General features: G+C 74.0%; 14 protein-coding genes and 1 pseudogene. 9 read left to right on the top strand and 6 right to left on the bottom strand.

Annotated features, from left to right (window positions below; genetic code table 11):
* Positions 1–13: 13 nt before the first annotated feature.
* From IE321_RS28475 to IE321_RS28455, 5 genes are all read left to right on the top strand, one after another.
* On the top strand, positions 14–3,145 hold the full coding sequence (locus tag IE321_RS28475; RefSeq protein WP_190225039.1) for a helicase-related protein: 3,132 nt from the start codon (positions 14–16) through the stop codon (positions 3,143–3,145).
* A complete protein-coding gene (gene drmB / locus IE321_RS28470) occupies positions 3,142–4,989 on the top strand; it encodes an MrfA Zn-binding domain-containing protein (RefSeq protein ID WP_190225038.1) in 1,848 nt (615 codons plus the stop codon). Before IE321_RS28475 ends, drmB begins: the two co-directional genes overlap by 4 nt.
* Before the next feature lie 7 nt (positions 4,990–4,996).
* Complete coding sequence (locus IE321_RS28465) at positions 4,997–6,097, top strand: DEAD/DEAH box helicase (protein WP_190225037.1); 1,101 nt, start codon at positions 4,997–4,999, stop codon at positions 6,095–6,097.
* A gap of 60 nt (positions 6,098–6,157) precedes the next feature.
* Positions 6,158–6,751 (top strand): TetR/AcrR family transcriptional regulator, encoded by a 594-nt coding sequence (locus tag IE321_RS28460; protein WP_043220072.1) that lies wholly within the window; start codon positions 6,158–6,160, stop codon positions 6,749–6,751.
* A 133-nt stretch (positions 6,752–6,884) separates the two neighbouring features.
* Entirely contained in the window at positions 6,885–8,960 is a 2,076-nt protein-coding gene (locus tag IE321_RS28455) for a discoidin domain-containing protein (protein ID WP_043220070.1), read from the top strand.
* 77 nt (positions 8,961–9,037) lie between these two features.
* On the opposite strand, the gene IE321_RS28450 is transcribed toward IE321_RS28455, so the two are convergent.
* Positions 9,038–10,315 carry a YncE family protein gene (locus tag IE321_RS28450; protein ID WP_190225036.1) on the bottom strand — a complete coding sequence of 426 codons (1,278 nt, stop codon included), beginning with the start codon at positions 10,313–10,315 and terminating at the stop codon, positions 9,038–9,040.
* A gap of 188 nt (positions 10,316–10,503) precedes the next feature.
* On the opposite strand from IE321_RS28450, the gene IE321_RS28445 reads away from it, so the two are divergent.
* On the top strand, positions 10,504–11,100 hold the full coding sequence (locus IE321_RS28445) for a CBS domain-containing protein (RefSeq protein ID WP_043220066.1): 597 nt from the start codon (positions 10,504–10,506) through the stop codon (positions 11,098–11,100).
* Positions 11,101–11,281: 181 nt separating this feature from the next.
* On the opposite strand, the gene IE321_RS28440 is transcribed toward IE321_RS28445, so the two are convergent.
* A complete protein-coding gene (locus IE321_RS28440) occupies positions 11,282–11,581 on the bottom strand; it encodes a DUF1876 domain-containing protein (protein ID WP_043220064.1) in 300 nt (99 codons plus the stop codon).
* Positions 11,582–11,850: 269 nt separating this feature from the next.
* On the opposite strand from IE321_RS28440, the gene IE321_RS28435 reads away from it, so the two are divergent.
* Positions 11,851–12,123, top strand: coding sequence for a hypothetical protein (locus IE321_RS28435; protein ID WP_043220061.1), 273 nt, complete (start codon positions 11,851–11,853; stop codon positions 12,121–12,123).
* A 148-nt stretch (positions 12,124–12,271) separates the two neighbouring features.
* On the opposite strand, the gene IE321_RS28430 is transcribed toward IE321_RS28435, so the two are convergent.
* A complete protein-coding gene (locus tag IE321_RS28430; protein WP_043220056.1) occupies positions 12,272–12,910 on the bottom strand; it encodes a hypothetical protein in 639 nt (212 codons plus the stop codon).
* A 190-nt stretch (positions 12,911–13,100) separates the two neighbouring features.
* Between IE321_RS28430 and IE321_RS28425 the strand changes: the two genes are divergently transcribed.
* Together IE321_RS28425 and IE321_RS42260 are read left to right on the top strand one after the other, a co-directional pair.
* A complete protein-coding gene (locus tag IE321_RS28425) occupies positions 13,101–14,207 on the top strand; it encodes an AfsR/SARP family transcriptional regulator (RefSeq protein WP_190225035.1) in 1,107 nt (368 codons plus the stop codon).
* A gap of 133 nt (positions 14,208–14,340) precedes the next feature.
* On the top strand, positions 14,341–15,897 hold the full coding sequence (locus IE321_RS42260) for a PLL family lectin (protein WP_226653048.1): 1,557 nt from the start codon (positions 14,341–14,343) through the stop codon (positions 15,895–15,897).
* Positions 15,898–15,979: 82 nt separating this feature from the next.
* Here IE321_RS42260 and IE321_RS28415 read toward each other — a convergent pair whose 3' ends face one another.
* From IE321_RS28415 to IE321_RS28405, 3 genes and pseudogenes are all read right to left on the bottom strand, one after another.
* A complete protein-coding gene (locus IE321_RS28415) occupies positions 15,980–17,056 on the bottom strand; it encodes an alpha/beta hydrolase (protein WP_229916574.1) in 1,077 nt (358 codons plus the stop codon).
* 49 nt (positions 17,057–17,105) lie between these two features.
* Complete coding sequence (locus IE321_RS28410; RefSeq protein ID WP_190225034.1) at positions 17,106–19,589, bottom strand: penicillin acylase family protein; 2,484 nt, start codon at positions 19,587–19,589, stop codon at positions 17,106–17,108.
* Between the two features lie 116 nt (positions 19,590–19,705).
* Positions 19,706–20,140, bottom strand: a pseudogene (locus IE321_RS28405) (serine/threonine protein kinase); the annotation flags it as partial.

Raw genomic sequence — 20,140 nt, 5'->3', positions numbered from 1 at the left:
GAGGAACACGCACGTGAACCCGCGCGACGAGCTGGTCGACTACCTGCGGCGGCAGCTGGTCGGTCCGGCCCGGGGTGAGGACGAGGTGCTCGACGCCCCGCCGGACCGGCAGTACCTGATGGGCACCCTCTACCCCCAGGAGGCGGATCTCCAGCGGCGGCTGACCGAGACGGCCGAGGAGCTGGAGGGACCGGGCACGGAGGAGGACGCGGACGACACGGCGCCGGCCGGCGACCCCATCCCCGAGTCCAACTCCTGGCTGCCGTCGTCGCTCGGCTTCAGCTTCTACACCGACGCCTCCACCCTGGAGGTGGTGTGCGGGGCCGCGCGGTACGAGACCCGGCAGGGCGAGCGGGCGCGGCACTGGCAGCGGGTGCCGCTGCCGGTGGAGACGGTGACGGTCGGCGTGGGCGACCAGGGGCGCACGGTGCTCGACGGGCGGGCCGAGATCCGGCTGCGGCGGCGCCCGTTCGGCGGCGGTCAGCTCGTCACCGTCGCCCTCGTCAACGCCGCCCGCGCCGGTGCGTCGTCGGCGACGGGCCGCGGACGGTCGGCGCAGTGGGACCGGATGCTGTTCCAGGTGCGGCTGGAGGTCCGGCCGGTGGACGGCGGGATCCGGCCGTACCCGAGCGTGGGGCGGGCCCCCCGCGACCCGGAGGAGCAGGAGCTGCGGCTCCAGTACCGGCACGTCGTCACGCACGCCGTGGGACACGGCTGCGCGGTGGACGAGCTCCGCGACGGCGACGGCGCCGACGGCCCCGTGACCGGTGTCGCCGCGACGGTGATGCCCCGGTCCGAGGTGCCCGCGACGCGGGCGGCCGGGCCGGTGGGCCTGCCGGTGCTGCGGGTGCTGCACCTCGCCGACCCCGACGTGCCGCGGGACGTCCTCCGTGCCGAACTGGAGGAGTTCGCGGCCGGATACCGGCGGTGGTACGAGGAGCAGCGGGCCGCCGAGGTGCCCGCGTGGGGGCGGGAGGCCGCCGACCGGGTCCTGGACCGGGTCGGGACCGTCGTGGGGCGGATCGAGTCCGGCATCCGCACGCTGTGCGCCCCCCGGCGGCCCGAGCTGCTGGCGGCGTTCCGCACCGCCAACCACGCCATGGCGCTCCAGATGCGGCACTCCGCCCGCGACCAGGCCGGGGAGCGGCGGGCCCGGGGCGAGGCGACGGCGATCGAGCCCGCGCTCTTCCCGGACGCCGCGTGGCGGCCGTTCCAGCTGGCGTTCTTCCTGATGGCCGTCGACGGCACGGCGGACCCCCGCCACCCCGACCGGGAGACCGCCGACCTGATCTGGTTCCCGACCGGCGGCGGCAAGACCGAGGCGTACCTGCTGCTCGCCGCGTTCGTGATGGTGCTGCGGCGGCGCGAGGCGGACGGCGGCGGGACCGCCGTGCTGAGCCGCTACACGCTCAGCCTGCTGACGACGCAGCAGTTCCAGCGGGCGGCGACGACGGTGTGCGCGCTGGAGAGCCTGCGCCGCGCCGACCCGGCCGGGCTGGGCGAGGAGCCGTTCTCCATCGGGCTGTGGGTCGGCGAGGCGACCTCGCCGAACAGCTACAAGGCGGCCCGGGACGCCTTCGACGACGTCCGGGCCGCCGCCCGGCCCGAGGACGTCTTCATCCTCGACCGGTGCCCGTGGTGCGGCACGCGCATCCTGCCCAGCCACAAGTCCCCGGACATCGGGGACTACGGCGTGCGGGCCGGAGCCGACTCCTTCGCGTTCTTCTGTCCCCGGGACGCCTGCGCCTTCCACGACGAGCTGCCCGTCGCCGTCGTCGACGAGCAGCTCTACGACCGGCCGCCGACCTTCGTGCTCGGCACCGTGGACAAGTTCGCCCGGCTCGCCTGGGAGCCGCGCGCGGGACGGCTGTTCGGCGGCGGCGCGGCCGCTCCGCCGTCGCTGGTCATCCAGGACGAGCTGCACCTGCTGACCGGGCCGCTGGGCACCACCGTCGGGCTGTACGAGGCGGCCGTCCTCGGACTGTGCGAACGGGACGGCGTCGGCCCGAAGGTGGTCGCCTCCACGGCGACGATCCGGCGCTCGGAGGAGCAGGTGCGGGGCCTGTACGGCCGCGCCGTGCAGCTCTTCCCGCCCGCCGGGACCGACGCCCGCCACTCGTACTTCGCCGAGCCCGACACGTCCCGGCCCGGACGGCGGTACGTCGGCGTGATGGCGCAGGGCCACACGGCGGGCCGCGCCGCCGTCACCACGGCGGCGGCGATGCTCCAGGGCGCCTGGGAGCTCCCGGAGGAGCACCGGGACGCGTACTGGACGCTGGTGGCCTACCACCACAGCCTCCGCGAGCTCGGCCGCACCGTCACCGCCGCCGCCGACGACATCCCCGCGCAGCTGGCCGGCCTCGACGCCGGCCACGGCACCCGGGAGCTGCCCGACCACGCGGTGCAGGAGCTGACCAGCAACCTGCCGAGGGCCGAACAGCCCGTCCTCCTCGACCGGCTGGAGAAGCCGCACACCGCCGCCGACGCGGTGTCGTTCCTGCCCTGCACCAACATGCTGTCGGTCGGTGTGGACGTGAAGCGGCTCGCCCTGATGCTGATGCAGGGGCAGCCGAAGACGACCGCCGAGTACATCCAGGCGACCAGCCGGGTCGGCCGGCACACCGTCCCGGGGCTCGTCGTGACCTTCTTCAACGCCACCCGGCCGAGGGACCGCTCGCACTACGAGACCTTCGACGTCTACCACCGGTCGCTGTACCGCCACGTCGAACCGACGAGCGTGACGCCCTGGTCCGCGCCCTCGCGGCGGCGGGCCCTGCACGCGGCGCTGGTCATCCTGGTCCGCCACGGCCTCGGCCTGTCCGCGGAGAACCAGGCGGGCGAGCTGGTCGACCGGCTGCCGGAGGTCGTCGCGCTCGCCGAGCGGCTGGCCGCCCGGGCCGCCGCCGGAGACCCGCGGGCCGCCGCGGAGGTCCACGACGAACTCGACGAGCTGCTGTCCGCGTGGCAGCAGCACGCGCTCGACGCCCGCAAGGAGGGCAAGGAGCTGTACTACCGGAGCCAGGGCAAGGGGCAGATGCACCTGCTGAAGAACTTCGAGCGGACCGGGGGCCTGTGGGAGACCCCGCACTCGATGCGGAACGTCGACCGGGAGTGCCAGGTCACGGTGAAGGGAGCGGAGCTGTGAGCAGGAAGCTTCGGGTGCGCCAGGCCCAGACGGTGCTGCCGTTCGGGGTCGGGGCGGTCTTCGACATCCAGGGCGAGTCGTTCGTGGCGACCGGCATCGGGGACTGGCCCCGCAAGCGACCCGAGGTCCACTCGGCCCGGCTCGCCGACCAGCTGGGCGTGAGCGGCTTCTACGCCGCGCCGCCGGCCGCCGACGACCGCTACGACCGGCAGGACGCGGCGGGAGCGCCGTACATCCGCTTCCCCTCCTGGCTGTTCTGCGGCGCCTGCCGGCGGATGACCCGCCGGCGGATCGCCGACGAGAAGCCGGGCACGCCGCCGCGCTGCCCCGGCTGCTCGCCGGTGCGGCAGCTGGCCCCCATGCGGTTCGTGCAGATCTGCGCGGACGGGCACCTCGGGGACGTGGACTGGTGGTTCTGGGCCCACTCGCGCCTCGCCCCGGCGCAGCGGCACGGCTGCCCCGCGCGCGACCGGCTCCGCTTCGACGTGTCCGACCGGGCCACCGGTCTCGAAGCGCTCTCCGTCACCTGTACGGCCCGGGGCTGCGGGGCCTCCCGCGACCTGCTCGACGTGCTCGGCACGCACGGCATGCGGTGCTCGGGGCGCAACCCGTGGCAGCGGCTCGACGAGGCCGCCGACTGCGTCAAACCGGTCCAGGTCGTCCAGCGGACCGCGGGCAACGTGTACTACCCCGTCGTCAGCTCCGCCCTCGACATCCCCGAGGCGGAGGTGCCGGCCGACGCCGGCCGCGAAGCGCTCGCCGAGCGGGTCCGCGCCTCCGACCTGTGGATCCCCCTGTGCCGGGCGGCCGGCGGGGCCCGGGCCGGCACCTACCGCGACATGATCAAGGAGGACACCGGGGCGGACGACGCCCTCCTGGACGCGCTCCTCGCCGAGGAGACCGGGATCGAGCCCGCTCCCGCCGGCGGGGACGGGGCGCCGGCCGGGCCCGCCGTGCCGGATCTGAGCCGGGAGGAGTGGGCGGCCTTCACCGCCCCCTTCCAGCCGCCCACCCGGGACTTCGCGGTGCGGGCCACCGGTCTCGGGCTCGACGGCGAGACGGCGGAGCCGTGGGCCGGGCTCGGCCGGCGCGTCGGACGGATCGTGCTGGCCGACCGGCTGCGGGAGGTGCGGGCCCTCCAGGGCTTCCGCCGGGTCTCCCCGAGCTCGACGTTCGTCCCCGCCGACACCTCCCGGCGGCTGCGCTGGCTGCCCGCCGTGGAGGTCTTCGGCGAGGGCGTCTTCGTCACCCTCGACCGGGACGAGCTGACGGCGTGGGAGCGGGACCGGCGGGTGCGGGAGCACGTGGCGGGGATGCGCGAGGACCTGTCCCGCTCGTTCCAGGCCGACCGGCTGGCGGCCGTCACCGGCGAGGAGCTGTCCCCGCGCTTCGTCCTCCTGCACACCTTCGCCCACCTCCTCATCCGGCAGCTGTCGTTCGAGTCGGGCTACTCCACCGCGAGCCTGCGCGAGCGGGTGTACGCGCGCCCCGAGCACGACCAGCACGGCGTGCTGGTCTACACGGCGGCGGGCGACGCGGAGGGCACCCTCGGCGGGCTCGTCCAGCAGGGCGAGGCCCCGCGGCTCGCCGAGACCCTGCTGCGGATGACGGAGGCGGCCGCCTGGTGCTCGGCCGACCCGCTGTGCGCCGAACACACGGGGCAGGGCTTCGACAGCCTCAACCGGGCGGCCTGCCACGCCTGCGCCCTGCTGCCGGAGACCAGCTGCGAGACCGGCAACACGCTCCTCGACCGCTCCCTCGTGGTGGGCGGCGGGCACGTGCCCGGATACTTCGAACCGATCATCGCCGCGGCCCGCACGGCCGCCGCCGCCGCGCTGGAGTGAGCCGACGATGACCCTCACCTATCTCGACCTGACGGCGCGGCAGCGGGCGGTCCTCGACGGGCTGCCGTTCGGCGGCCACCACGTCGTCGGCGGCGCCCCGGGGAGCGGGAAGAGCCTGCTGGCCGTACAGCGCGCGGTCATGCTGGCGCTCACCGGCGCGCGGACGGTCCTGGTGACCCGCTCCAACCTGCTCCGGCAGTCGATCGCGCCCGCCGCGGCCGCCCTCGGGCCCACGGCGAACCGCGTCACGGTGTCCACCGCGCACGCCTGGCTGGCCGCCCGGCACCGCGAGCGGACCGGCGCCGAGGCCCCCCGCGCGGAGGACGGCTGGTACGACTGGCGCGCCCTGATCCGGGCGGCCACCCTGGCCGAACCGGAACCGGACCTGTCGGTGGTCGTCGACGAGGGCCAGGACCTGCCGCCGGACTTCTACCGCCTCTGCCGGATCCTGGAGGCCCGGGTCACCGTCTTCGCGGACGAGTGCCAGCAGCTCACCGAGACCCACTCGACGCTCGCCGAGATCGCGAAGGCACTCGGCGGCTGTCCGGTGCGCGAGGTCGCCGGCAACCACCGGAACACCCGTCAGATCGCCGAGCTGGCACGTCACTTCCACGTCGGGACGGTCGCTCCGGAGCCGCCGGAGCGCGAGGGGCCCACGCCGCGCCTCCACTCCTTCGCCCGGCCCGAGGTGCTCCCCCGGTTCCTCGCCGGGCTGGTGCGGGCGCACCCCCGGTCCTCCGTCGGGGTCGTGCTGCGGTCGACGCGCGCCCAGCTCGACCTGCTGACCCGGCTGAGCCGGACGGAACCGCGTCTGAAGCCGCAGCTGTACACGGCGGAGGCGGGCCGGGGGCGCTACCGCGACCTGGACCTGTCGCGCCCCGGGCTCGTCATCGTCAACCGGGCCAGCGCCAAGGGGCTCGGCTTCGACCACGTGGTGGTGCCCGACGCGCACGTGGACGCCGACGCCGATCCGACCTCGGCCGCGCTGCGCATGACGTACTACGTCCTGGCCACCCGCGCCCGGCACGAGCTGCACTTCGGGTACGAGGGATCGGGCGAGCCGCCGCTGCTGGCGCGCATCCCCCGGGGGGAGCTGCTGAGGGGCTGAGGCGCCGCCCGGCGGGCGGACCGCTGCGGTTAACCTGACGCCTTGACCCGAGGAGGAAGCATGGCGCGGATGCCGTCGGCGGAGCGACGCCGGCAGCTGGTCGAGGCGGCGATCAGGGCGATGACCAGGGACGGGGTGGCCAGGACCACCACGCGGTCGATCTCCGCCGAGGCCGGTGTCTCGCTGAGCGTCTTCCACTACTGCTTCGACTCCAAGCAGGCGCTGCTCGAAGCGGCGATCGAGACGATCATCGGCGACTACGTGGCGCGGGTGATGAAGGCGGTCGAACCGCGGGCGACGCTGCGCGAGACGGTGCGGGCGGCGCTGCGGACGTACTGGGAGGACGTGACCGCGCACCCGGGGCACCACATGCTCACCTACGACCTCACCCAGTACGCGCTGCGCGAGCCGGGGTTCGAGCACCTGGCCCGCGCGCAGTACGAGCAGTACGTGCGGTCGGCGACGGCGCTGGTGGAGCAGGTGGGGGCGGTGCGCGGCTCGGAGCCGAAGGTTCCGGTGCGGACGCTGGCCCGTCACCTGGCGGCGGCGGTGGACGGGATGACGCTCCAGTACCTGGTGCTGCGGGACGAGGAAGCGGCCCTGGAACAACTGGAACTGACGGCTGATCAGCTAGTTCTGCTGATCGAGGGCTGACGACGGGCGGGGACGGACGGAGGAGTCCTCCGGCGATGAGTAGGTCATCCGTCCAGGACTCTTGACTCAGACCTCTCGCACCGCGATCCTCGGGGCGCCCGGTACACCCTCATCGACCGGAGGCTTCGCGACCATGCCCCCACGCACCACCCGAAGCACATCCCCCTTCCACGGGACGCGCCGCCTCGGCCTCGTGTCCCTCCTCCTCGCCCTGGCCGCCGTGCTGTTCGGCGCCGCGCCGGTGCCCGCCGCCGGCTCCCCCTGGTGGGAGCCGACCGCGCGCCCGGCCGCCGACTCCCAGGTCAACGCCACCGGCGCGCCGTTCACCGGCACCGACGCCCAGGGACGGGTGCGCGGCTTCGTCGACGCGCACAACCACGTGATGTCCAACGAGGGCTTCGGCGGCCGGCTGATCTGCGGCAAGCCGTTCTCCACGGCCGGCGCGGCCGACGCCCTCAAGGACTGTCCGGAGCACTATCCGGACGGCTCGGGCGCCCTCTTCGAGAACCTGACCGGCGGCGCGAACGGCAAGCACGACCCGGACGGGTGGCCGACCTTCGCCGACTGGCCCGCCCACAACTCGCTGACCCACCAGCAGAACTACTACGCCTGGCTGGAGCGCGCCTGGCGCGGCGGCCAGCGCGTGCTCGTCAACGACCTGGTCTCCAACGGGCTGCTGTGCTCGATCATGCCCCGGGACCGCGGCTGCGACGAGATGGAGGCCATCCGCCTGGAGGCCCGCAAGACCTACGAGATGCAGGACTACGTCGACTCGCTGTTCGGCGGCCCGGGCAAGGGCTGGTTCCGCATCGTCACCAGCGCCGACCAGGCACGGACGGTGATCAAGGAGGGCAAGCTCGCCGTCGTCCTCGGGGTGGAGACCTCGGAGCCGTTCGGCTGCAAGCAGATCCTCGACGTGGCCCAGTGCGACAAGGCGGACATCGACCGCGGCCTGGACGAGCTGTACCAGCTCGGGGTCCGCAGCATGTTCCTGTGCCACAAGTTCGACAACGCGCTGTGCGGCGTCCGCTTCGACACCGGCACCACCGGCGTCGCGGTGAACATCGGCCAGTTCCTCTCCACCGGCACCTTCTGGGCCACCGAGCAGTGCGCGGGCCCGCAGAAGGACAACCCGATCGGGCTGACCGCGCCCGCCGCCATGGCGGCGAAGCTGCCCGCCGGGGTGAGCGTGCCGAGCTACGCCTCCGACGCCCGCTGCAACACCCGCGGGCTGACCCGGCTCGGCGAGTACGCGCTCAAGGGCATGATCGACCGGGGCATGATGCTGGAGCTCGACCACATGAGCGTGAAGGCGGCCGGCCGGGCGCTGGACATGCTGGAGGCCGAGGAGTACCCCGGCGTGCTGTCCACGCACAGCTGGATGGACCTCGACTGGACCGAGCGGCTGTACAAGCTGGGCGGCTTCACCGCCCCGTACATGCACAACGCCGGCGGCTTCATCGGCGAGGCGAACGGCAAGGCCGCGCTGCGCGACAAGTACGGCGTCGGCCTCGGCTACGGCACCGACATGAACGGCGTCGGCGGCTGGCCCGGCCCGGTCGGCGCGGACGCCCCGAACGCGGTGAAGTACCCCTACCGCAGCTTCGACGGCGGCACCGTCCTCGACCGGCAGGTGACGGGCGAGCGGACCTGGGACCTGAACACGGACGGCGCCGCGCACGCCGGCCTGGTGCCGGACTGGATCGAGCAGATCCGGCTCACCCCGGGCGGCCCGGACGTCATCGGCGACCTGGCGCTCGGCGCCGAGTCCTACCTGCGGACCTGGAAGTCCACCGAGCGGCACGAGCCGGGCGAGAACCTCGCGTCCGGCGTGCCCACCTCGGCCAGCTCCGCCGAGTGGAACCCCTTCACCAGCTACGCGCCCGGTCGCGCCTTCGACGGCGACACCGGCACCCGCTGGGCCAGCGACTGGTCGGACGACCAGTGGCTCCAGGTGGACCTGGGCGAGGTCCGGCGGGTCGGCAGGGTGACCCTGGACTGGGAGCGGGCCTACGCCCGCCAGTACCGGATCGAGGTCTCCGAGGACGGCTCGACGTGGCGGACGGTCTGGTCGACGGACGCCGGCGACGGCGGCTACGACACGGCCGCCTTCGACTCGACGCCGGCCCGCTACGTCCGCTTCCACGGGGAGCGGCGGGCCACGCAGTGGGGCTACTCGCTCTACGAGGTGACGGTCACCCGCTCCTGAACGGGCGCGGGTGACGAGGAGGGGCCGGCCGGATCGATGGCGATCCGGCCGGCCCGTCCGGCTTCCGCGACGCTCCGTCAGTTCGCCGTCGGAGAGCTCCAGTCGGCGGGCACGCGGGCGAGCCTGACGCGCTGGGGGTGGTCGCCGACCGCCACGGAGGCGACGCGCTCGCCGGTGGCGAAGTCGATGGCGCTGACGCGGTCGGCGCCGCTCTCGGAGACGACGCAGGACTTGCCGTCGCCGCTCACCGTGGCCCAGTAGGGCTTGCTGGTGGGCACCAGCGGGCCCTGCTTCAGGGTCGCGCGGTCGACGACGGTGGCGTAGTCGTCCATGGTGCCGGCGACGCACAGCTTGGCGCCGTCCGGACTGATCGAAAGGCCGTGGTGGCGCGAGTCGTTGACCCAGGTGGTGCGGTCGGGGTCGGTGGCGGGGTTGCCCGGCAGGGCCTTGAGGCGGGTGACGCGGTCGCCCTCGACGTCGTACTCCAGGAAGCCGTTGAGGAAGGAGACCTGGAAGTAGAGCTTCTTCTCGTCGGGGGTGAAGACCAGGGGGCGGACGGCGTCGGAGAGGTCGTCTCGGCCGAAGGCGTCGAGGCGGGAGCGCATGTCGATCACTCGGACGGTCTCGAAGGTGGTCGCGTCGACGACGGTGATCTTCCGGTCGCCCTTGGTCCAGTCGAGCCAGGGCGCGTCGAGGGCGGTGGTCACCTCGCCGATCGACATGTTCCACAGCCGGCCGTCGGAGGTGAAGACGTTCTCGTGGGGCTTGTCGCCGGTCTTGAAGCTGCCGAGCTGACGGCCGGTGGCGATGTCGAGGACGTGGACGGTGTTGGCCGTGGAGGCGGAGACGGCGACGCGGGTCCCGTCCGGCGAGACGGCCATGTGGTCGGAGCGGTAACCCGCGACGGGGAAGCGCCAGTTGATGCCACCGGTACGGAGGTCGATGGAGACCACGTCGGCGAAGCTGGGGCGGGAGACGACCATGGCGGCACCGTCGGGGGTGGCGTACATGTCGTCGACGAACTGGTCGTGGCCCTCGCCCGGGCCGCTGCGGACGCCGAGGAAGAAGGCGAGCTTGACGGGGTTGAGGTAGATCTCCCGGAGGCGCTCCTCCTTGTCGGGGACGACGTTCACCCGGCCGATGCGGTGGAAGTCGCCGCGGGAGGCGATGACATCGGCGGTCCCGTCCCAGTTGTTGCCGACGAACATGACCTCCTGGAGGGGCCCGCCGGCCGTCGGGGCGGGGGCGGCCGGCGGGGCGGCGACGGCCGGGGCGAGCAGCGTGAGGGAGGCCGTCAACGAGGCGGCGAGGGCGACCGCGAGACGGCGGGTCCGGGTCGTACGAGCCGAGGGCATGGGGCAGCCTTCTTCCGTGTGGGGACAGCGACTTACCGGAGGTAACCCGCAGGTAACCACGGACCCGCCGCACCCACAAGACGTCTCCCGCACCCCTGTTCCCCCGCCTCTTCCCCACCCTCCCGCGCCCCGTCCGCGCCCGATGCGGGATCATGGAACCATCACCCGCAGAAGGGACGGAACGGACGATGAGGAACCGCAGTGTCGCGGACCTGATGACCCCCACGGCGGTCGCGGTCCAGCGCGGGACGCCGTTCAAGGAGATCGCGCGACTCCTCGACGAGTACGGCATCACGGCGGTCCCGGTGGTCGACGAGGAGCACCGGCCCGTGGGCGTGGTCTCCGAGGCCGACCTGCTGCGCCGTCACACCGCCAAGGAGGGCCCCAGCACCGCCGAGGCGATGATGTCCAGCCCCGTGCACACCGCCCGCCCCTCCTGGACCGCGAACGAGGCGGCCCGGCTCATGGAGCGGCACCACGTCAAGCGGCTGCCGGTGGTCGACGCGGACGGGCGGCTCATCGGCGTCATCAGCCGCAGCGACCTGCTCCAGCTCTTCCTCCGGCGCGACCGCGCGATCCAGGAGGAGATCCGCGAGGACGTGGTGATCCGCATCCTCGGCCTCTCCCCCGCAGCCGTCCACATCGACGTCGACGAGGGCCGGGTCACCCTCAGCGGCACCGTGACCCGCAAGGACCTCTCCCCCACACTGGTGCGGCTGTGCGAGTCGGTCGACGGGGTGGTCGAGGTGGTGGACCACCTGGTCCTGGAGCCGCCCCAGGAGTGAGGGGCGGCGCCCCCGCGCGTCACGGCCCGTCGCGCGTCGCGCCAGGGAGCGCGTCACACCCCGTCGCGCGTCACGGCCCGGAGCGCGTCACGTCAGGGAGCGCGTCACGGCCCGGAGCGCGTCACGGCCCCGCGTCGGCGACCGGCCGGCGCGGGGCCGCGCGCGTGCGGAGGCGGGCTCCTCAGGAGACCGCCTCCGGCCAGCCGTATCCGGGACCCGTGCGTGCCGGTACGGTCCCGGCGCCGACGGCCTCCATCTCCCGGTTCGCCTCCCGCATCAGCTTGCCCGCCAGGTCCTTCATGGCCCGGCTCGCCGCCAGCTCGTCGCCGATCACCGGCACGTCGGTGTCCGCCGGGTTGCAGCGGGCCGAACCGTGCCCCGTGAAGGTCGCCGTGCCCGTGTCGAGGTGCGCCTCGGCCTTGGTCCGGCCCGCCTCCTCGCGCAGCTCCACTCCGACCCTCCACTCCAGGTTCCGCGTCATGGTCTGCCTCCTCGCATGCCGCTCGGCGCCGCCGGTGCCGGAAGGCGCCGGGGCGCTGCTCCGCCGCCCCTTCCAGGATCCGCCCCCCGGGGCCGGGGCGGACGGGGACGGCCGGGACCGGGGCGGGAGGGGGCGCCTCGGGGTCCCCGGGGCGACGGGGGCGTGAACGGCGGCGCGCGGGCGCGGGCGGCGCGCGGAGGCGCGTGTTCCGCACCGGTCGCACGGGAACCACCCTCCGCACGGACACTTCACGGCGAAGGGGTACCGCTATGGCCGGCCGGTTCGGCGCCCGCAGACGGCTGGAGGTGCTCCAGGTCGCCGTCGCCGGCCTCGGGGTCCCCGCGAGCCTGGGCATCGGCGTGATCCTCACCGCGAACGACCTGCACGTCGGCATCGGTCTCGCCGCGACCGCGCTCGTCCTCATGGCCACGGCCACCGCCCTCGCGAAACTGGACGCCCTGCTGTCCCGCTACCCCGCACCGCCGTCACAGAAGGGCCGCCGCACGGCGGGCGACCGGGACGAGGGCTGGGGCGACCTCTGACCGACCTCCCGCCGATCCACCGACTTCCGCGCCCCAGGGCCGCGTTGTCCGGGAGACGGCACCCGCCGCGCCGACGTGGCCGAGGCGCCGCCCGCCACGGTCGCCGAACCCGGCGGACCGCTCCCCCCGGTCGACGTCGCGGACGGTCTCAGCGCGGGTCCCCCGGTCGTTCCCGGTCCTCCGGGGCCGCGTGGGCGAGCAGGAACTCGGTGGCTCCGGCGATGGCCTCGGCGTAGGTGCCGTGGACCGGGTCGGAGTCGGCCTCCCGCTGGTCCGCGCCCGTGGCGGCGTACCACCAGGCGTCGGCGTCGGCGTCGTGGTGCACGACGGCGGTGCCGCCCGCGTAATGGAGCGGGATGGACTCGGCGGCGGACTTCCTGACCACGGCGTGCGGCCACTTGAGCCGGGCGGACTGACGCTTGATGCCGCCCCAGGCCGCGCCGAGCTGGGCGTAGTTCGCCCCGCTGCGGCCGGCGACGGTGGCGGCGGACTCCGCCAGCCGGTCCACGGACAGCTTCGCCTCGTACAGCGCCCGCAGCAGCGCCAGCTGGACGTCGGGGGTGGCCATCAGCACCGGATCGGCGGGCTTCCCCTCGGCACGGTAGGCCAGCAGGCGGGTGGAGATCCCCTCCGCCAGCGCGCGGACCGCGTCGAGCACCCGCTCGTCCATGGTGAAGGCGTCGTCCTGGACGGGCTCGCGCCAGGGGGGCTCCACCAGGGTGGAGAAGGCGGCCCAGAAGGTGTCGTCGCTCTTGTCGGGGGTCGGGATCCCCATCGCATCGCTCATGCGACAAGCTTATCTGTCGCAACTCGATGTCGACAGTATTTCCTGTCGACCGGTCCCGTCGGCGTGTCGCTCCGGCGCGCTTCCCGCGCCTGTCACTCCGGATCGTTCCGGATGCCCTGGCCCCCGCGCCCCGCCCTACCGTGTCGACGGCGCCCGCCAGACCGACCAGTCCGCAGCCCGGGGAGCAGCGTTGCCGACGACCGCCACCACAGCCCGGCCCGGCCCCGCCGGACCGGGGACCGGGCTCGGGCCCCAGGAGCGCAGGGTCCTCGCGGCGGTCGGGTGCGGGCTGCGGGACGACGAGATCGCCGACGCCCTCGGCCTGCCGGAGGAGCGGGTGGCCGAGCACCTCGCCCGGGTGCTGGCCGCGCTCGGGCTGCGCGACCGGCTCGCCGCCATCGTCCACGCCTTCGACGCGGGCCTGGTCGCCCCCGGACGCGGGCCGCGCACCGGGCCGGTGCACCGCCCGGCGCCGCCGGTCCCGGCGGGCGGCCGGTCCCGGTCGCCGGAGCTGCGGATCTCGGTGCTCGGACCGCTGCGGGCACGGCTCGACGGACGGCCGCTGAGCCTGGGCCACCTGCGCCAGCAGGCCGTCCTGGCGGCGCTCGCCCTGGGCGCGGGCCGGACGCTGAGCCGCCGGGAACTGCTGGACGGCGTCTGGGGGACGGAGCCGCCGGCCGCGAACGTGGTGCCGGTGTACGTCTACCGGCTGCGCCGGACGCTGCGCTCGGACGGCGGCCCCGATCCGGTGATCGAGCACGGCCCGCTCGGCTACCGGCTCGTCCCGGGCGCGGTGGACGTGGACCTCGCGCGCCTGGAGGAGCTGCTCGCCGGGATCGGGGCGGCGGACCGGGCGGGCGATCCCGCCGAGGGGGTACGGCTCTGCTCCCGGGCGCTGGAGCTGTTCCGCGGGGAGCCCCTGGAGGGTCTGCCCGGGCCGCTGGCCGAGCTGGAGCGGCTGCGGCTCGGCCGGCGGCGGACCGCCCTCGTGCAGCGCAAGGCGGAGTGGCAGCTGGGGCTGGGCCGGTGCGCGGAGGCGGTCGCCGAGCTGTCCGCCCTGTCCGGCGAGCACCCGCTGGACGAGCCGGTGGCGGCGCTGCTGATGCGCGCGCTGTACCGGACCGGCCGACAGGCCGAGGCGCTGCGGGTGTTCGACCGCGTCCGCCGCCGGCTCGCCGACGACCTGGGGGTCGCCCCGAGCATGCTGCTGCGGCGCACGCGCCGGATGATCCTGTGCGGGGACGAGGCCGGTCTCGGGCGTCCGGCCCCGGCGGACGCCGCCGCGCCGCTCATGTGACCGCCGGGCGGGGACCCCGTACCCCTGGGCGTCCCGCCGTCCACACGGCCGCGCGCACCGGCCGGTACCCGCGAGCCATCCGTATTTCATCGCTCCCTCCTACTGTCGGCCGCCGACGACCAGGGAGGTCCGAGTGAGAGAGAAACGATCGTGGTGGGGCGGGCTCCTCCTGCCCCTGATCGCCGGCGCGCTGCTGCTCTTCGTGCCGGTGCCGCCCGGCGCCGAGGCCGCCGCGGCGGGCGCGTCGTCCGACCGCGGCGGGCCCGTCACCCGCGCCGAGGTGATGTGGCGGGCGCAGTACTGGGTGGACATGGCGCCGCCGTACAGCCAGGGGGCGTACGAGCCCGGCCCCGGCGGCGACTACGACTACCGCACCGACTGCTCCGGGTTCGTGGCGATGGCCTGGCACCTCGACGCGAACCCGAACACCCAGGGGCTGCCGGGCTTCTCGCACGAGATCGCGCGGGGCGAGCTGAGGGCCGGGGACATCCTCAACTCGTACTACAACCACGTGATCATCTTCCACGAGTGGGTGGACGACCGGGGAGGCTTCTCCTACTACAGCTTCGGCGGCGGTTCGAGCGGGGTGGAGCCGCCGGGGCACTTCTACGGCAACATCAACGCCGGCTCGATCGACGGGCATCCGAACGGCGACTACCGGGCGCTGCGGTACGACGGCATCGTCGAGGACTCCGGTCCGCCGGCCAGGCCGCACCCCGTCCCCTCGGGCCGGGTGGTGTCCGCACGGTCCGCCGACGGACGCCTGGAGACCTTCGCGGCCGGCGCCGACGGCGTCTACCACTCCTGGCAGACCGAGGTGAACGGCGGCTGGTCGCCGTGGCAGTTCAAGGGCGGCCCGAGGAACGCCCAGCTGGCGCTGGCGCCGAACGCGGACGGCCGCCTGGAGCTGTTCGCGCTCTCCGACGGCACCTTCGACCACATGTGGCAGACCGGGCCGAGCGCGGGCTGGTCCGGCTGGGCGAACTTCGGCACCGGCGGGTACCGGGTCGCGGCGGGCGCCAACGCCGACGGCCGCGTCGAGGTGTTCGCGTCCAACGCCGACGGCGTCTTCCACCGCTGGCAGACCGCGGGCGGCGGCTGGTCGGCCTGGGAGGGCGTCGCGGGCGGCCCGCCCCGCTCCCGGCTCGCCATGGAGACCGCGCCCGACGGGCGCCTGGAGGTCTTCGCCCTCTCCGACACGACCTTCGGCCACCTCTACCAGACCGCGGTCAACGGCGGCTGGTCCGCCTGGGAGCACTTCGGCGGCGGCGGGCACGACGTGGCCGTCAGCCACAACGAGGACGGCAGGCTGGAGGTCTTCGCCTCCAACCCCGGCGGGGTGTTCCACCGCTGGCAGACCGGCCCCGCCACCTGGTCGGAGTGGACCGGCACCGGCGGCGTCGCCGACGCCGAGCTGACCACCGCGCGGACGGCCGACGGCCGGGTCGAGGTGTTCGCGATCAACGGCGCCACCGCGAGCCACTCCTGGCAGACCGGCCGGAACGCGCCCTACTCGGCGTGGGAGACCTTCGGCGGGGGCGGCACCGAGATCGCCGCCGGCACCAACGCGGACGGCCGCATCGAGGTCTTCGGCACCAGCCACGCCGGCGTCTACCACCGGTGGCAGACCGGCTTCTCCGGCTGGTCGGAGTGGGGCCGGCTGAACGGGCCCGGGCCCGCGATGCCCTGAGAGGAGACGCCCCGGCGGACACCCGCCGCCCTCCCGTCCGCCACGCAGGCGGACGGGAGGGCGGCGGGCACGCGCCGTGCGGTCAGGAGGCGAAGGCCCGCTCCAGCCGCGGGACCAGGTCCAGCAGGTCCTGCGCCCAGCAGCCGGCGCTGTGGCTGCCGTCGCACTGGGTGCCCCAGCCCGACCCGTCGCCGTAGTTGACGTAGTAGTACGGCATGCCCAGGGCGTCCATCCGCGCCTTGACGTTCTTGGACGCGCCGGACACCCAGAACTCCATGTTCAGCGGGGAGCCCCCGCCGTCGCCCGTGTAGATGGAGACGCCGATGCCCTTGAGCCGGTCCATGTGCTGCGAGGGATCGACCTGGTTCCACCGCCAGTCGACGTTGAACACCGGGTACGGCGAGCCGAACAGGGCGTCGCTGTCCACGCCGGGCTTGTACGGCGAGTTGTTCGGGTCGCAGGTGCCGGACGAGGAGGCGCACATCGCGCCGAGCGCGTCGGTGACGGAGGCGACGACCGCCATCCGCAGGTCCATCGAGTTCGCCGACAGGTCGATGTCGCCGGACAGGGACGCGGTCTGGCTGAACAGGTCGGGGCGGGCCTGGGCGTAGTGGAAGGCGCCGAAGCCGCCCATCGAGATGCCGGCGATCGCCCGGGACTTCTTCGCGGCGAGGGTCCGCAGGTTGGCGTCGATGAACGGGATCACCTGGTTGAGGTGGAAGTTCTCCCAGTTCTGGGCACCGAGCACGGTGTTCTGGTTGAGCCAGTTCGCGTACCAGCTGCGGGCCCCGCCGTCCGGGATGACGGTGATCATCTGATCCGACATGGACAGCGCCGGGTAGGTCTGCTGGACCGGGTCGTCGGGCGAGCCGTGCAGGAAGTACAGCACCGGGTAGCGCCGTTCGGGGTCGTCGTAGTAGCCGCTCGGCAGGATGATCTTGATGTGCTGTTCGCCCGCGACCTGGGGCGTGGTCACCGTGAGGTAGAAGTCGTGGGCCGTGCCCACCGAGTCTCCGACCTGGGTGAGCCCGAAGCCGTCTGCCAGCTTCGGCGGGGTACCGGCGTCGTCGGCCCGCGCCGTCGTGGCCGGCGCGACGACGGCCACGACGGCGACCAGCCACGCCACCAGCGTCCTCCGCCAGTGCGTTGTCCTCTTCACAGCGTTGTTCCCCTTCGTGAGTGGTGGTGTCGTACGCGTCCCGCGGGTCTCAGTCCAGGACCTCGACGATCAGGTCCGGCGCGGCCGCGATCTGTTCCTCGGTGAAGCGCTCGGTCACCCAGCCGCCCGCCGCGAAGAGCTTCGTCTGGTCGGCGTGGTGCGGGGAGTTGGGGTTCGCGGACTGGGAGTAGGCCAGGACGGAGTACGTCTCCGGCGGCCCGTCGGCGGTGAACCGCACCTGCTGGACGAAGCTCGACCCGAAGACGATGTCGAGCTTGCCGTCGACCTGGCCGGGCTCGATCACGTTCAGCACGCCCAGCGCGCCGAACGAGCCGTGGATCGGGATCTGTTCACCGGCTCGGGTGATCTTCTGCACGTCGGACAGCGCCGCGTTCAGCGGGATGCCGGCCTTGCGCATCGCGAAGACGGCCCGCGCGAGGGAGTCACGGACGGCGGAGCTTCCCCCGTCCAGCGAGTTGGGCGTGTTGACCGGGTCCTTGGGGTCGAAGGGCACCCGCCACGGCAGCTTGTCGACGCGCTGCCCGCCCTGGAGGAAGTGCCAGTAGTTCGCGAACAGCCAGGAGCCGCGGCTGTCCGCCGTGTAGTCGTGGCTCTTCCAGGCGGCCAGGATCGGGCAGGCCTCACGGATGTCGACGAGGTTGCCGTCCACCAGGACCAGTCCGAAGGCCACCCCCTGGCAGGCCGCCACCGTGGTGTTCAGGGTGAGGTCGGCCGCCCGGCTGTTGTCGGCGAACAGCAGCCGTCCCATGCTCTCCGGCGTGAAGCCCCGGCCGGGCAGGCCGTCGGTGCCGTCGATCCGCTTCCGGGCGGTCAGGATGAGTTCCTGGGTGCGCAGCGACCGGGGCGCCGCCATGTCGCCCATGACCCTGGGGTAGGTCAGCGGCTGGGCCGGGTTGGCGAGCCAGGGGCTGTCGTTGGCGTTGCCGACGAAGTCGGAGCGGATCAGGCGCGGCTGCTTCGCCGGGTCGAGGAGGCCCGGCGCGGCGGCGTTCGGGTCGTCGGGCCAGGCGCAGGCGCCGCGCTTGCCGTCGAGGATGGAGACCGGCGGCACGTTCGACAGCGCCAGGGTCTGGTGGAAGAGCAGCTTGCCCGTCTCGGTGAGACAGGACTGGGCGTGCGCGTCGGTGATGTTGGGGACGGCCTGGATGTCCGCGTAGAGGGCGTTGCCCGCGCGGTCGGTGGCGACCGTGTTGAAGAACGGGACGCCCTGGGTGGTCTCCAGGACGTCGACCACCTCGTGGACGTCCTTGGCCCGGTCGAGGCCGAACCAGGTGTTCAGCGCCCGCAGGTTGTCCATGTTGACGTCGCGCACCGCGTGCGCGCTGACCACCCACGGCAGCGGGTAGCCCAGGATCGAGGTGGTGACCGGGCCGTAGCGGGTGGACCACAGGGTCCTGGCGACCGTGCCGATCGTGCCGTCGGCGTTCCGCACGTCGACGGAGACGCGCTGCGAGGTCATCCGCTCCCAGGCGCCGTCGACCAGGTACAGGGTCGGGTCCAGCGGGTCCACCTGCACGTCGAACAGGCCGAAGGGCGCCACGGTGGCGACGGTGTGGCTCCAGGCGACGTCGTCGTTGTGCCCGATGTTCACCGCGGGCAGGCCGAGCAGGCTGGCCCCGGAGACGTTCACCTTCCCCGGGATCGTCAGATGGCTCTGCCACATCCGGTTCTTGCCGTGCCACGGGAAGTGCGGGTTGGCGAGGAGCATGCCGGTGCCGCCGGAGACGCCCTGCGCGCCGACGGCCAGCGCGTTGCTGCCCATGCTCTGCCGACGGCTCTCCGCCAGCGCCGCGCCGATCCTCTCCGCCGTCCGCTTCGCGGTCCGCTTCCGCTGCGCGGCCGAGGGGGCCGGTGCCGCCGCCGCGGCCTTCGCGGCGGACGCCCCCGGCGGGACGGCGTTGACCTGGCCGTCGAGCAGGACGTCGGCGCTGCCCATGATGATCTCGGCGTGGGCGTGCCGGTAGACGTCGAGCTCCGTGATCGGCCGCACCCACTGAGCGCCCCGGCAGGCCGGGTCGGTCAGGTGGTCCACGCCGGTCTCGGCCAGGTACCGGTTGTAGCCCTGGACGTAGCCGCGGATGGCCTCCTTGACCTCCGGCTCCGGACCGTCGGGAGCGGGCCGGCCGAGCAGCCGCTCCACGACCATGTCGTCCTTGATCCGCTGGAAGTACAGGTCGCTGTTGAGGTTGGTGGTGGTGTTCTGGTTCTGGCCGGGGCTCGCCCTGCCGTCGGGCCCCAGGTACCGGGAGCGTTCGGCGTTGACCATCAGGTACGTGTCGGCCAGGACGCAGATGTTGTCCTTGGCCGCCGCGTAGCCGTAGCCAGTGCCGAGCCCCTCCCAGTCGGAGGCGATGATGTGCGGGATCCCGTACTCGGTGTACCGGATCGTCGGCTTCTCGGGCCCGGCGTCCGCCGCGCCGGCCGGCGCCCCGCCCACCGCCGTCGTGGCCATCACCGCGACCGCGGCCGCGACCGCCACCGGCAGCCTCGTCCTGAACCGTCTCCACGCCATCGATCCGCCCCTCCCTGTGGTCCGTGCCGGATCCGTGCCGGGTCGGTGTCCCGGTCCGGACGCGGCCACGCTAGGGAGGGGCGATGAAATCGCGATGACGCCGGCGGGCCGGGGCGTCAGCGCGCCGGGGCGGTGCGGGGGCACCCCGGCAGCTCGGGACGGTCCCTCGTGCGGACGGCGGGGAGCCAGGCATCCGACGGCCCGGAGCCGCGCGGGAGGCGGACGCGGAACCAGCGCGTGGAACTCAGGTCCTCCTCGTCGACGATGGGCTCCCCGTCCGGGACCTGGCAGTCGGCGGTGAGGAGGTCGCCGTGCCAGACGCGGGTGCGGACGACGTTCTCCGCGGTGTACGGCCGGTGGGGGTCGATCGCCAGGCCCAGGCTGCACTGCGGGTCCCGGTCGGTCCGCTCCTGGCAGCCGCGCTCCGCGTTGAAGACCCGCACCGCGTCCGGCGCGGCGAGCGGGCCGTGCCCCGCCGTGTCGGAGCACAGGGCCGCGCCGGCCCCGCAGTGGGCGGCGGCCAGCACGGCGGCCCTGGTCCGGCCCCGGCC

This window comes from Streptomyces hydrogenans (assembly GCF_014656075.1).
Taxonomy (GTDB): domain Bacteria; phylum Actinomycetota; class Actinomycetes; order Streptomycetales; family Streptomycetaceae; genus Streptomyces; species Streptomyces hydrogenans.
Note: the sequence above shows the minus strand (reverse complement) of the source record. Positions and strands in the feature narration are given on the sequence as shown.